The organism is Janthinobacterium sp. P210005 (assembly GCF_036231865.1).
GTDB lineage: Bacteria > Pseudomonadota > Gammaproteobacteria > Burkholderiales > Burkholderiaceae_D > Janthinobacterium > Janthinobacterium kumbetense.
Map to the genome: position 1 here is coordinate 125619 of NZ_JAZARC010000009.1, position 13787 is coordinate 139405.

At 61.1% G+C, this 13787-nt stretch carries 10 protein-coding genes and 4 tRNA genes; 3 read left to right on the forward strand and 11 right to left on the reverse strand.

Annotated features, from left to right (window positions below; translation table 11 throughout):
- Positions 1–68: 68 nt before the first annotated feature.
- The 8 genes from VPH40_RS27275 to VPH40_RS27310 form a co-directional block, all read right to left on the reverse strand.
- Positions 69–407 carry a CzcE family metal-binding protein gene (locus VPH40_RS27275; RefSeq protein ID WP_305063396.1) on the reverse strand — a complete coding sequence of 113 codons (339 nt, stop codon included), beginning with the start codon at positions 405–407 and terminating at the stop codon, positions 69–71.
- Positions 408–543: 136 nt separating this feature from the next.
- Entirely contained in the window at positions 544–1170 is a 627-nt protein-coding gene (locus VPH40_RS27280) for an ABC transporter ATP-binding protein (protein WP_328574979.1), read from the reverse strand.
- Positions 1161–2264, reverse strand: a complete 1104-nt coding sequence (locus VPH40_RS27285) for a hypothetical protein (RefSeq protein ID WP_328574980.1) — start codon at positions 2262–2264, stop codon at positions 1161–1163. The genes VPH40_RS27280 and VPH40_RS27285 overlap by 10 nt, the downstream gene beginning before the upstream one ends.
- Positions 2265–2369: 105 nt before the next feature.
- A tRNA-Asp gene (locus tag VPH40_RS27290) sits at positions 2370–2446 on the reverse strand.
- 56 nt (positions 2447–2502) lie between these two features.
- Positions 2503–2578: transfer RNA gene (locus VPH40_RS27295), tRNA-Val, on the reverse strand.
- A gap of 217 nt (positions 2579–2795) precedes the next feature.
- Positions 2796–2872, reverse strand: a tRNA-Asp gene (locus VPH40_RS27300).
- Positions 2873–2926: 54 nt separating this feature from the next.
- Positions 2927–3002 (reverse strand) — tRNA-Val (locus VPH40_RS27305).
- 99 nt (positions 3003–3101) lie between these two features.
- On the reverse strand, positions 3102–5273 hold the full coding sequence (locus VPH40_RS27310) for a S9 family peptidase (RefSeq protein ID WP_328574981.1): 2172 nt from the start codon (positions 5271–5273) through the stop codon (positions 3102–3104).
- A gap of 181 nt (positions 5274–5454) precedes the next feature.
- On the opposite strand from VPH40_RS27310, the gene dinB reads away from it, so the two are divergent.
- Positions 5455–6639, forward strand: a complete 1185-nt coding sequence (dinB, locus tag VPH40_RS27315) for a DNA polymerase IV (protein ID WP_328574982.1) — start codon at positions 5455–5457, stop codon at positions 6637–6639.
- Positions 6640–6757: 118 nt separating this feature from the next.
- Positions 6758–7654, forward strand: a complete 897-nt coding sequence (locus tag VPH40_RS27320; protein ID WP_034754435.1) for a recombination-associated protein RdgC — start codon at positions 6758–6760, stop codon at positions 7652–7654.
- Positions 7655–7786: 132 nt separating this feature from the next.
- Here the strand turns inward: VPH40_RS27320 and VPH40_RS27325 are convergent, their stop codons facing one another.
- Both VPH40_RS27325 and VPH40_RS27330 read right to left on the reverse strand, forming a co-directional pair.
- Positions 7787–10558 (reverse strand): TonB-dependent receptor, encoded by a 2772-nt coding sequence (locus VPH40_RS27325; protein ID WP_328574983.1) that lies wholly within the window; start codon positions 10556–10558, stop codon positions 7787–7789.
- A gap of 522 nt (positions 10559–11080) precedes the next feature.
- Positions 11081–11566 carry an asparaginase domain-containing protein gene (locus VPH40_RS27330; protein ID WP_034781194.1) on the reverse strand — a complete coding sequence of 162 codons (486 nt, stop codon included), beginning with the start codon at positions 11564–11566 and terminating at the stop codon, positions 11081–11083.
- Positions 11567–11743: 177 nt separating this feature from the next.
- Between VPH40_RS27330 and VPH40_RS27335 the strand changes: the two genes are divergently transcribed.
- Entirely contained in the window at positions 11744–12517 is a 774-nt protein-coding gene (locus tag VPH40_RS27335) for an L-asparaginase (protein ID WP_328574984.1), read from the forward strand.
- Here VPH40_RS27335 and VPH40_RS27340 read toward each other — a convergent pair.
- Positions 12505–13518, reverse strand: a complete 1014-nt coding sequence (locus tag VPH40_RS27340) for a D-2-hydroxyacid dehydrogenase family protein (protein ID WP_099666116.1) — start codon at positions 13516–13518, stop codon at positions 12505–12507. The genes VPH40_RS27335 and VPH40_RS27340 overlap by 13 nt on opposite strands.
- Between the last annotated feature and the right edge of the window lie 269 nt (positions 13519–13787).

A 13787-nucleotide genomic window follows, 5' to 3' on the forward strand; every position in this document is an offset into this window, starting at 1 on the left:
TGAGCCGTATCAAGAAAAAACCGGAACTGCCGCAAGGGGGTTCCGGTTTTTTTATGCACAGAAGAAACTTAGCTGCCCGCGTACAGCGGATTGCCGGCCACATACACCTGAATGCCATCGACGGGCATGTCCTTCGGCGCGATGTCGGCCAGGGCGAAGACGGTCCTGTTGTTGAAGGTGTGCACGTGCCACGTAAAACGCTGGCCGGCGCGCGCGATGGTGACGGTTTCGCCGTGCGTGACGTTGATGTGGCGGGCGTCGGCCTGCAGTTCGATGGTGCGCTGGGCGGCGGCGTGCGGGGCGCTGCTGCCATAGTCGGCGGCCGTGCCCGTGGGGCCGGCCGCGATGGCCGAGGTGGCGAAGGCGGCGCACAAAATCGCCAGGGCGCGGCGGTGGGTGTTCAACATAGTAATCTCCAAGAATAAGCCAGGCGCGGTGAATAAGCGCGCCGTGTTATGGGTAATGGCTGCACCGGGATCGCCGGTTTTTGCAACACGGCATCGTAAGCTGTCCTTGGTCGATCTGCAAAGCTGTATTTCCTGTCTATATTTCCAGTGTCGCCGCCAGCGGCACGTCCGGCGCCAAATGGCTGGTCAGCACGATGCATTGGCGCGCCAGGCGGGACGGTTCGGCCAGGCGCGCGCGCAGGTGCGCCATGGCGGCCGCGTCGAGGCCGTTGAACGGTTCGTCGATCAGCAGCAGGCGCACGGGCAAGGCCAGGGCCAGGGCCAGTTGCAGTTTTTTATGCTGGCCCAGCGAGAGGGCGGTGATGCTTTGCTGCAAGGTTGATGTCATGGCAAAGGCGTGCAATTCCGCGTTCAGCAGCGACTGGTCGCTGCCTGGGTACAGGGCCAGGTGCAGGTCGAGAAACTCGTGCACTTGCAGCCAGGGCAGGGCGGGCGTGTCGCCGCCGCAATAGAAGGTCTGGGCACGGTAGGCCAGCGGCATGGCGACGCTGTCGACGTCATCGAGGCGGATGGCGCCGCGCGCGGGCAGCAGGGCGCCGCCCGCCAGCTTCAGCAGGGTTGTCTTGCCGGCGCCGTTCGCGCCGCGCAGCCAGGTGACGCCGGGGCCGAATTGCTGGTTGTAGCCCTGGAAGACGCTGTGCGTGGGGAAGTGAAAATCGAGGTGCTCGAGGTGCAGCACGGGAGTAGGCAGGTTCAATTCCATAATTCGCTTCCGATGGCGCTCAAGGCAAGGATGGAGAAAACGACGAGGGCGACGCGCCCGCGCGGCGTCAGGCGGGACAGGCCGACGATGGCCAGCAGGGCCGCGCTGGCGGTGAGGGCGTAGACGCAGGTCACGCGCCGCTGCAGGGCGGCTGGATCGATGCAATACAGCAAGATGCCAGCGCCCAGCAGCACGGCAAAGGCGGGCAGCAGGCTGGCGGCGCAGGCCAGGCGCGTCAGGGCCGTGCTGGCCAGGGGCCAGGCGTCCAATGCGGGGCGCAGCACGGCGATCTGTTCGCGCACGGCCTTGTCGCCCCGGTCCGTCACGATGACCAGGCTGGCGCTGGCCAGCAAACCGAGCAGCGGCGCGGGCACGAGCGGCGCGCGCAGCAGCCAGGCCAGCATGCTGGCGCCAGCCGTGGCCAGCAGCACGCTTTGCTGCAGGCCGATCACGTTTTCATTGCGCCAGAACGGCAGCCAGAACAGCTGGCGCCACAGGAATATCGTGCGCCAGCGGGGCCGTTGCGGCACATACGCCGTCATCGTGGGCGCACGCGCCCTGTGGGCGGGCCGCGGCGCGCGCAGGCGTTGCGCCACGATGCGCGCCGTCAGCAGCCACGCCAGCAGCCAGACGGCGAGGGTGGCGGCCATGCCGGGCGCGGCAACGGGGCGCAGCCAGGGCGGCGACTGCAGCAGCCAGATGGTGGCCGAGACGGCATAGGCGAGGCCCAGCGGCAGCATCAGCAGGCCGGCGACGGCGATGTCGGCTTGCCAGCGCAGGTGGCGCGGCAAGGGCAGCTGGCGCAGCCACGCGGCGGTGGCGGCAGGCAACAATCGCTTGCGCAGCAGCCAGGCGGGCAGGCATGTCAGCAGTACTTGCGCCGCCAGCAAGCCCAGGGCCGCTGGCCAGGGCAGGTTCATGGCGAGAAATCCCGGCAGGGCGATGACGCTGAGCAGGCCCAGCAGGACGGGACCGGCCAGGAACACGAGAATTTCCATGGAACTGGCCAGGCTGGCGGCAAATTGCAGCAAAGCATGATGGGCCAGGCGCAAGCGCAGGGCGAGGTAGGGGGAAAAGCTGCGGGGCAGGCGCATCAGGCAGGAACGGCGGAGTCGGCAAGAGCGCTGATTCTAGTGCATTTGCGCTCCCACAATGGGAAAAGCCCTTCGGTTCCAGGAACCAAAGGGCTTTTCTTTTATTGGCGGAGCGGACGGGACTCGAACCCGCGACCCCCGACGTGACAGGCCGGTATTCTAACCAACTGAACTACCACTCCAAGCTCGTATGATCTGTGTTGCTGATCCATGAAGCACTGGATAATTTTCTGTTTGGTGGTGGGTGCTGAGAGGCTCGAACTCCCGACCTACGCCTTGTAAGGGCGCCGCTCTACCAACTGAGCTAAGCACCCGCATACCCAGAAAACTATCCCGACGTTTGTCACCACGTCTGGAAGAGGCACTATTATAGGGGGCGCTTTCATGCTTGTGCAACTATTCTTGAGGGGGAATGGTAGTTTTTTTGCTGAAAAGCGCAAAAATGTTCAGGCGAGGGGGGATGGACGTGTTTTTGGCTTCTGAAATGGGAAAAGCCCTTCGGTTCCAGGAACCAAAGGGCTTTTCTTTTATTGGCGGAGCGGACGGGACTCGAACCCGCGACCCCCGACGTGACAGGCCGGTATTCTAACCAACTGAACTACCACTCCAAGCTCGTATGATCTGTATTGCTGATCCATGAAGCACTGGACAGTTTTCTGATTTGGTGGGTGCTGAGAGGCTCGAACTCCCGACCTACGCCTTGTAAGGGCGCCGCTCTACCAACTGAGCTAAGCACCCGTTGCTTGTCTCAGAAAACCATCCCGACGTTTGTCACCACGTCTGGAAGAGGCGCTATTATAGGACGGGTAAAATCCTTGTGCAAGCGCTTTTTTCACTTTACTCTGTGATGCCCCATTGCGACAGCATCCACGCCATATTGAACGCATTCTCGGCGATGGCGTTATAGCGGCCCGACGCGCCGCCGTGGCCGGCACCCATATTCGTTTTCAGCAGCAGGGGATTGCTGTCCGTTTTATACGCGCGCAGCTTGGCCACATATTTTGCCGGTTCCCAGTACATGACCTGGCTGTCGTTCAGGCCCGTCGTCACCAGCATGGCGGGATAGTTCTTGCGCGCAATGTTGTCATACGGCGAGTAGCTGAGCATGTAGTCGTACGCGGCCTTCTGGTTCGGGTCGCCCCATTCCAGGTACTCGCCCGTCGTCAGGGGCAGGCTGGCGTCCATCATGGTGTTCATCACGTCGACAAACGGTACGGCCGCGTGCACGGCGTGGAACAGGTCGGGGCGCATGTTGACGACGGCGCCCATCAGCAAGCCGCCCGCGCTGCCGCCCTGGATGATGAGGCGGTTCGGGCTGGTCCATTTTTCGCGCACCAGGTAGTCGGCGCTGTCGATGAAGTCATGGAAGGTGTTTTTCTTCTTCATCAGCATGCCGTCTTCATGCCAGGCTTCGCCCATGTCGGTGCCGCCGCGGATATGCGCCTGCGCATAGATGACGCCCCGTTCCAGCAGGCTGATGCGGCTGATGGAAAAAGTGGCTTCCGTGGAAATGCCGTAGGAGCCGTACGAGTACAGCAGCAGCGGCGCGGAACCGTCGAGCTTGACGCCTTTCTTGTAGACGACCCACAGCGGCACTTGCACGCCATCGCGCGCCTTCACCCACAAGCGCTGCGTGGTGTAGCGGCTGCTGTCGAAGCCGCCGACGATTTCCTGCTGCTTCAGCACCGTGCGCTTGCCGTCCTGCATGCTGACGTCGATGACGGTGGGCGGCGTGACGGGTGACTGGTAGGACATGCGAAATTGCGTGGCGGAAAACTCCGGCGTGCCGGCCGCCGTGGCCAGGTAGACGGGGTCGTCGAATTGCACTGCCTTCCAGTTCTTTTGCGCAAAATCAAAGATGCGGGCGCGGTTCAGGGCGCGTGCCTTTTCCATCACCACCAGGTAACCCTGGAAGACGTCGATGGACTGGATCACGGCATCTTTGTTATGCGGCACGACGGGCTTCCAGTTCTTCGGCTGCGGCGCAGACAGCGGCGCGCTGACGACACGGAAATTCTTCGCCCCCTTGTTGGTCAGAATATACAACTGGCCGTCGCGGTGCTCGATGCCGTAGCGGTGGCCTTTTTCACGTTTCAGCACGGATTGGAACGTGCCTTGCGGCTTGCTCGTTGGCAGCAGCAGCACTTCGCTCGTGTCCGTGCTGCCCGAGGTGAGCACGAAGAATTGCTTGTCGCGCGTGCGGCCCACGTTGATGGCGAACTGCTCCACCGGCTCGTGGTAGACCTGTTGCGGCGCACCGCCCAGGGCCAGGCGGAACAAGCGGTCCGAGCGCTTGGTGGTGGCGTCTTCCTGTGCCAGCATCAGGGTGGCGTTATCCGCCGCCCAGGCCAGCGATGTCACGCGCGGCATGCTGTCGCCCAGCAACTTGCCCGTTTTCAAATCCTTGACATGCAGCTCGTACTGGCGAAAACCCGTCGTGTCGGTGGTGTAGGCCAGCAACTGTTCATTCGGGCTGATGCTGAAGGCGCGCACGGCAAAGAATTTGTGGCCTTCGGCCAATTGATTCTGATCCAGCAAGACTTCCTCTGCCGCCTGCGCATCATAGGCGCCGCTGGCGCCGACGGGGCGGCGGCAGTGAATCGGATATTGCTTGCCCGCTTCCATGCGCGTGTAATAGTAGAAATTGCCCTGGCGCGCAGGCACGGACAAGTCCACTTCCTGCATGCGTCCCTTGACTTCCGCCGTTACCTTGTCGGCCAGCGGCTGGATCGGCGCCGTGACGGCGGCCGTGTAGGCGTTTTCCGCATTCAGGTAGTCGATCACGGCAGGATCGGCTTTCTTTTGCAGCCAGCGGTAGTCGTCCGTGACGACCGTGCCGTGGCGCGTTTCCTGCCAGGCTGTCTTGGCGGCGACGGGGGCGGCGACCGTGGCGATGGTGGTGGTGGTGTCGGCGGCCAGCGCGGATGGCGCCAGCGTGGACAGTAGCAGGGCCGGCAGGATGGATGACCAGACGGACCGGCGGCGCAAGGCATGATGTGCTGTGGACAAGGCAACTCCTTTGAATAGTTGTGTCAGGATTGTAATCTTGCTATTGAGAAAAGCAACCGCTGATCGTCGCCATCGGGTCCCGTGCGTTTCAACTTGCATCCGCGGTCATTTCCGGTAATACTGTATGTATGCACAGTATCTTGCCGCAATGAAGGCAAGCCGATCCGCCGCGAGGTGTTTTTTGATTCCATCTGCCCCCACACTTGCCGAAGCACCCGCCGCGCGCCGCTGGATCGCCCACCTGGACATGGACGCCTTCTTCGCCTCCGTGGAACTGTTGAAATATCCGGAATTGCGCGGCGAAGCCGTCGTCATCGGCGGCGGGCGCCTGCAGCAGCCCGTGCTGCAGATTGACGGCACGCGGCAGTTTGCGCGCATGCGCGATTACGTGGGGCGCGGCGTCGTCACCACGTCGACCTACGCGGCGCGCGCGTTCGGCGTGTTTTCCGCCATGGGCATCATGAAGGCGGCCAGGCTGGCGCCCGACAGCATCTTGCTGCCGGCCGATTTCGAGGCCTACCGCGAGTATTCGGCCCGCTTCAAGCAAGCCGTGGCCCAGTTGTGCCCCATCATCCAGAACGTGGGCATCGATGAAATCTATGTCGACCTGACGGAACACGGCGCGCAGGCGCCAGCCATGGCGGCGCGCCTGAAGGCGGCCGTGTTCGAGGCGACGGGCCTGTCGTGCTCGATTGGCCTGGCGCCCAACAAATTGCTGGCGAAAATCTGTTCCGACCTGGAAAAACCCGACGGGCTCACCATTTTGTCGCCCGAGGATATCGCCACGCGCGTGTGGCCCTTGCCGGCGAAAAAGATCAACGGCATCGGCCCGAAGGCGACGGCCAAGCTGGAAGCCCTGGGCATCATCACCATCGGCGAGCTGGCGCAAGCCGACCTGGCCATGCTGCGCACGCAGTTTGGCGACCTGTACACGGGCTGGCTGCGCCAGGCGGCGCTGGGCATCGACGAGCGGCCCGTGCAGACGAGCCGGGAAACCAAGTCCGTCAGCCGCGAAACGACGTTCGAGCGCGACTTGCAGGTGGTGCGCGACCGCGCCACGCTGTCGGAAAAGCTGGAAAGCCTGTGCACGCGGGTGGCGGGCGACCTGGATAAACAGTCGCTGGCGGGGCGCACGGTGGGCATCAAGCTGCGTTTCGAGGATTTCAGCACCGTCACGCGCGACATCACCTTGCCCAGCGCCACGGCGGACGCCGCCGCCATCCTGCGGGCCAGCCGCGATTGCTTGCGGCGCGTGCCATTTGAAAAGAAAATCCGCCTGCTGGGCGTGCGTATCTCGACCTTGTCCGATCCGGCCATCGCGATGCGGCAGGCGCCGGCCCAGGCGGAGCTGTTTCCCGCCCTGTAGCGGCATTCCCCACGCATCAACAACACCGCGCCAGTCCGCGCTTTTGACGGCATTCCCGTGTCGAAAGTGTAGAATGGCGTTCCCCTGGCACTACTGAAACAAACGGAAGACAAAAACTATGTGGTTCAAGAATCTTCAGATTTACCGCCTGCCCGCACCATGGGCCTATACGCCAGAACAACTGGAAGAGGCCTTGTCCTCGAACAAATTTACGCCGGCGACCAGCATGGATCTGATGCGCCAGGGCTGGGATACGCCACGCCCGAATGGCGGCCTGGTCCACGTGGTCAACAAGCAGATGCTGATCTTGCTGGGCACGGAAAAGAAACTGTTGCCAGCGACCGTCATCAACCAGGTGGCCAAGGCCCGCGCCGCCGAGATGGAAGAAGCGCAAGGCTTTGCACCAGGCAAGAAAGCCATGAAGGAATTGAAGGAACGCGTGGCCGACGAGCTGTTGCCGCGCGCCTTCAGCATCCGCAGCAACGTCTGGACGTGGATCGACCCCGTCAATGGCTGGCTGGTGGTCGATGCCGCCAGCCCGGCGAAAGCCGATGAAGTCATCAAGCTGCTGCTCAAGGCCGTGGATAAATTGCCGCTGGAAAGCCTGCGCGTGCAGCGCTCGCCCGTGGCGGTGATGACGGAATGGCTGCAGGCGGACGATGCGCCGGCCGGCTTCACGGTCGACATGGATACGGAATTGCGCGCCACGGGCGAGAGCAAGGCCACCGTGCGCTACGTGCGCCACACCCTGGAAGCGGATGACGTGCGCCGCCACATCGCGGCCGGCAAGCAGTGCACGCGCCTGGCCATGACGTGGAACGACAAGATTTCGTTCGTGCTGACGGAATCGCTGGCCATCAAGAGCGTCAAGCCGCTGGACGTGATCAAGGAAACGGAATCGAGCACGAAGAACGACGAAGAGCGTTTCGACGGCGACGTGATGCTGATGACGGGCGAACTGAGCAAGCTGATGGCCGACGTGGTCGAAGCCCTGGGCGGCGAAGCGACTGCATAAGCGCAGCCATGCCGGTACGAAAAAGGAGCTGCGGCTCCTTTTTTTTCGCCTGTGGATTGCGAAAAGATAAAAAAAGCGCCTTGCACGGTGAAGTGCAAGGCGCTTTCGGACAAGCTAATTCACAACGTCAAATTAGAACTTGTAGTTGCCGGTGATGTAGAACGAACGCATCATTGGATCGGCGTAGCGTGGGTCGAAACCAACCTGGTGGCCCGACGAAGCGCGCAGCGACAGCGGCGGTGCACGGTCGAACAGGTTTTTGATGCCTGCGCGGATCGTGGTTTGCTTGTCAAAGGCGAAACGTGCTTGCCAGTCGAACGTCGTGTACGACGGTACTTGCAGGCGGAAGTCGTCTATTTTGGTTTTGGTGTCCTCGTTGTACACGCTTGCTGCCGCATCGGTGTAGCCGTTACGGTAGTTGACCGTTATCGTGTTGCTCAGGCGGCCCGTATCCAGGGTCGTCGTCAGCTTCATCAGGTTGCGGAACGTGACTTCGTTGGTGTCGCCAAAGAAGTTCATGTTGCTGGTGAACACGTTGTTGCTGCCTGCCTTGGTGTAGTTCGCGTGCAACATGTGCGTACCGCTCAATTGGGCGGTCAGCTTACCGAAGGAAAACTTGTGGTTGGCCGACAGATCCCAGTCGATACCACGGTATTCCTTCTTGCCGACGTTGACCGACAGTTTCTTGAACGCGTAGTAGGTATTGCCGGTCGATGGCTCCTTGTAGTAATCGAAGCTTGTCGCATACTTGACCGGATCGCCAAATGCCTGATCTTCGGTGATTTCCGAGACGGCATTGCGCAGTTTCACATCCCACAGGTCGGCGCCGAACGAGAAGGCCGAGCTAGGCTCAACACGGAAGCCCAGGGTGAACTGTTTCGATTTTTCCGACTGCAGTTCTGGATTGCCTTCCGATACGGCGTTGTATTGAATTGGTTCGCCGCGGCAGAACTCGGTACCTGGGTATGGGCAGGTAAATTTCTTGGCGGTAAAGCCGGCATTGACCAGTGGCTGAGCGATGTCCAGCATGCTTGGCGCCTTGAAGCCCGTGCCGTAGGAGCCGCGGATCAGCACGGTTTGTACCGGCTGCCAGCGTGCCGATACCTTGTAGGTATTGGCGCTGTCTTTTTTACCGACAGTTTTGCTGTTCAGCTTGTCATCGATCGCCTTGACAGCATCGTAACGGCCACCGACGGTCATTTCGAACGACTTGGTCAGAGGAGCCAGCAACTCGACGAACGCGCCGTAGGTGTCGCGGCTCATGTCGTAGGAAGCTTTCGTGTTGAAGCTGTAGATATCGTCACCGGTGGCGCCTGGCGACTGCTCATAGCGGTAGGTGCGGTAGTCGCCGCCGATACCCAGGCTGGCCTTGCCGCCTGGCAAGGAGAACAGTTCACGCGAACCGTGCGTGTCGACGCCGCGCATCGTGGTCGATGCGGTACGCACGGAGCCGACGAACTGCGCGCCGGCGACTTGCGCTTGCACGGATGGCTTTTGGCCCAACGCGAACGCATCGAAATCCGGATTGGCCAGGATCGCATTGAAGCCCTGATTTGTCGCGTAGCCGCCCGTGTAACGCTCGTCGATCGAGTTTTGCGACCAGGTCAGGCCGCTTTCGAAGTTCCACGCGCCCAGTTCGCCTTCCACGCCAACCACCATGTGTTTGGTTTGGGTAATGGTCTGGCTTGCGCGCAAACCGAAGTCGGTGCTGCGGTAGTTGGCCGTGACCGATTTGAGATCGCCCTGTTGCGCTGGCGTCAGGTAAGGTTGCACGTATTTCGCGTAGGCAGCTGGATTGTTGAACACCAGCTCGTCAAGGTTGGTTTTAGGGTTCTTTACCGTTTGCGCGATCGAGATGGGGATCGGGTTGGCGGCGATACGCGCCGTCAGGTCGTAGCGCGAGTAGGCCAGTTCGGCGAACGCGTTCAGGCTGTCATTGAGCTTGTACGTTGCTTTGGAAAACAGGCTGTCGCGTTTCGATTGTGGCACGATTTCCACGGTGGAACCCGTGTCGAAGCCGCAAGCGCGTGAATTGCCGGTCGTGACGAAGGAATCGTCAGGGCAATTTCCGTTTTGACGCAAGTAAGGCGTGAAGGAAGTCGATGCGCTGTTCTTCGTTTTGTAGGCTACGGTGGCGCCTGCTGGCGATGCCGAGGTGCTGGTGCGGTCCCAGATGTAGTTGTTGCCGCCGCGTTTGAATTTCAGGAAAGAGGTATTGGCGAAATCGCGGTCGGTCGCGATCAGTTTCGACTGCTCATCGTGGCGGTACGATACCAGCACGTTGAAACGGTCTTCGTCCAGGTCGCCGAAACCATAGGTGACGCTGGTGTTCCAGGCGTTGCCGCCCTTGTCTTCCGGACCGCCGTAGGTGGCCTCCAGGGTGGCGCCTTGCTGGTTTTTCTTCAGGATGAAGTTCAGTACGCCGGCGATGGCGTCCGAGCCGTACAGGGCCGAAGCGCCGTCGGTCAGGATTTCGACGCGCTCAACGGCGCTCATCGGAATGGCGTTCAGGTTGACCGTGGTGCCGGAGCCTTGTGGCGCGATGCGGCGGCCATTCAGCAGTACCAGGGTGTAGGACTCGCCGATACCGTGCAGCGAAGCACTGGTATTGCCACCCGAGTCGGAACCTGCTGCGACTGCGCCGATGGTGAAGCCTTGCATGGCTGGCAGGGCCTGGATCAGGTCGGCTACCGAAGTGGCGCCCGATTTGGCGATCGCTTCTTGCGTCAGGCGCTGCACAGGCAAGGCGCCTTCGACAGCGATACGCTTGATACTCGAACCGGTAATTTCAACTTTTTGAATTGCTTCGTCCGCCATGGATTGGCCAGAGAACAAGACGCTACCTGCCAGAACGGTCAGGGCCAGGCGTACGCTGCGCACGCCAATTTTTTCTTTAAATGCCATTGTAACAATTACTCCGTAGTAGTTTTAATAACGACAAGCAGTACACGAGCACCGCTCTGGCCATCGGGTAGATGGCCAGCGGTGCTCGTGTACGGTAGGCGGAACCACGTCGGTGGGAGGTGGAAGACTACTTAGCGCAATATTGTTATAAATGCACTTTTGACTTGTCGAGGCGAACATTATGTCGTCTCAGCAAGAAAAAATGCATATCAACCGTGTCGGATTTGGCAATAAATTATGGATACAGAAGAATATTTAATTTAATTGTTAAATTGCAGTTTTATATTTAATAATATCGGTGTTTTTAAAAATGATCAATGGCGTTTTTTTACAACACAAAATTATTATATTGGCAATTTGATGTTTTACCTGCAATAATTCGACGAGTTCTGTGGTTTCGCAGAATTTGTGAAAGGCAAAAAGACATAAAAAAAGCCCGTTGAAAACGGGCTGATCGAATTGTGACAGAGGGCCAGTCAGGCCGTGGGCCGGTCTGCTTTTACGCCCTGTCCTGCCATCGGCTTACAAGGGCTGGAACACGCCGGCGGCGCGGTTCTTTTGCACATTGTCCCAGGCGAAGATCTGGCCATTCATGGCCACGTACACGCCGGCTGGCAAGGTTTGCGCCACGCCGCAGGCAAAGCCCAGGTTGAACAGGGCGTCGGAGTTGTCGATTTCGTAGGGAATCATGGCGCCCGTCAAAATGACCGTTTGCTGCAGGTTCGCCGCGCCCAGCACCTGCGCCGTTTCGCGCATGGTGTCGGTGCCGTGGATGATGACGATGGCTTTTTCCTGTGCCGCGCGGCACGAGGCCAGCACGCGCTGGCGGTCCGCATCCTGCATGTCGAGCGAATCGAGCAGGGGCAATTGCTCCAGCGCCACGGGCGCCGTCATGCGCGCGCGGGCAATCGCTGCCGGCAAATGACTGTCGGAAAAGCCCAGGGTACCGTTCAATTCGTTGTAGTGTTTGTCGAAAGTGCCGCCAGTGGCGAGTATGCGCAAAGTCATGATGTGGTCACGATGTCAGTGGAGAATGACGCGCATGATAGCGTGGATTGGCAGCGTTGCGTGAATGCTGCCGCAGATGGGCCAGCGTGCCTGGGCCCCGCTACCGCGCCGCATCTGGAAAATTTGGTCATCTGTGAGTACACTGGTTTCTTTGTTTGCCTGCCACCCCGACTCCGTATGAAAGCGCTCGCTCCCGGCACCGTCATTTTTCACCGCCACCGCGGTTACGGGGTGATCACGTCTGTCAATTTGCTGACGGGCTGGATCGCCGCCCGTTTCGGCAGCGAAGCGCGGACCCTGGACCTGAACCTGTCGACCGACGACGTGCAGTTTGCCGATGGCGAAGCGATCCTGTTTCGCCGCGCGCCGCCGGACCGCATGCCGCATGCGCGCCTGATGGCCATGGTGCGCGAGCTGCACCAGGCCGGCTATCAGAAGCTGTATCTGTACTCGTGGCCCAAGCCGTCCGGCCTGCACTGGCGCTGGCATTTGTTTACGGGGCCGCGCGACTGGATGCAGCGGCCCTGGCGCGAAGGCTGGTACGGTTCGGGCGCCGATTACAACGTCAATCCCGTGATGGGCTGGGGCGATACGCCCGGCGCCACCACGGGCGAACTGATCGATGCCCTGGCCCGTTTCGACCCGCAGGGCCTGGCGCAAGCGCTGGGACGCGACGATGACCATAGCGACTGGTTTGGCCGCGTCTGCGATGCGTTATTGCCCGATTACATGTACAGCCTGGACATGCAGCGCACGCCAGGCGAGCCCTTGCCCGACATGCCGCCCGTGCCGGTCGTCGCCGTGCGCGCCGGCGTGGCGCCGTACAGCGGGCCGGACATCGCCTGGCCGCCCGGCTGGGCCGGCCTGTGGCGCGGCCGCCACGTGCTGCCCGCGCCCGCCATCCGCATCACGGGCGAGCCGGACCTGCTGAAGGGCTTTCAGCGTTCCTGAGGAGCTTGCCGCGCATGCGCCAGCGCCTCGGGATTGAGCAGGCGCGTGCATTGACCTTGCGCAAAATCGACGATGTTTTGCAAGGCGTAGCGGAAATACAGTTCATAGCTGTCACGCTCGACGTAGCCCAGGTGCGGCGTGGCCAGCACGTTCGGCAGCAGCAGCAATGGCGAGCCTGGCGGCAGCGGCTCGTCCGTAAATACGTCCAGCGCGGCGGCGCCCGGGCGACCCTGCGGCAGCGCCGCTTCCAGCGCGCCCTCCATCACCAGCTCGGCGCGGCTCGTGTTGACGAACAGGGACGTCGGCTTCATGCGCGCCAGGTCCTCGGCTGTTACCAGGCCACGCGTCGCATCGGACAGGCGCAGGTGCAGGGTCAAGACGTCGGCCTGTTCAAAGAAGGCTTCCCGCGACGTGGCCGCCGTATCGCCGGCCGCCACGGCCGCCGCGCGGCTCGCTTCGCTGCCCCACACGAGGATGGTCATGCCGAAGGCGCGGCCATAGCCGGCGATCAATTGCCCGATCTTGCCGTAGCCCCAGATCGCCAGGGTACGCCCTTTCAATACCGTGCCGAGCGTATTGCGCTGTGGCTCCAGCGACGACGTCTGCCACAGCCCTTCCTGTAAATGTTGCGCGTACGGCACGATCTTGCGCTGCGCCGCCATGATCAGCGCCCACGTCAGTTCGGCCGGCGCCGTGGGCGAGCCGATGCCTTCCGCGATGGCGATGCCCAGCTCGGTGGCGGCCGGCACGTCGATGTGCCCGCTGACCTTGCCCGTTTGCGAAATCAGTTTCAGGTTCGGCAATTTCGACAGCAAGGCGCGGTTGAAACTGCTGCGTTCGCGAATCAGCACAAGCGCGTCGTATGGCGCCAGGCGGATCGCCAGTTGGCCCAGGCCCCGCGCCGTGTTGCTGAAGACCTTGACCTCGTGGCCATCGAGCAACTGGAAGCAATCGAGGCCGCGCACGGCATCCTGGTAATCATCGAGTATGGCAATTTTCATGGTGGATGGCCGATTTGAGTGAGGATTTGGTAGGGAAATAACAGGATACGGGAAATGCTGAATAGCCTACTACATTAGTCAAGCTATTCTCCTACATTTTTGCGAGAATAGCCGTTACGCGGGTGTACAATCGCCGGCACTTTTGAAGCTTCCTGATTATAGTTATAGCGCAAACTGTTCCTGCAGCCTGGGTGCATGATCCAGGTAAACGACACCAGAGCCCTGCCCGCGTGAGCATACCGCCCGCAGTGAGCCGCAGCCACCTCTCA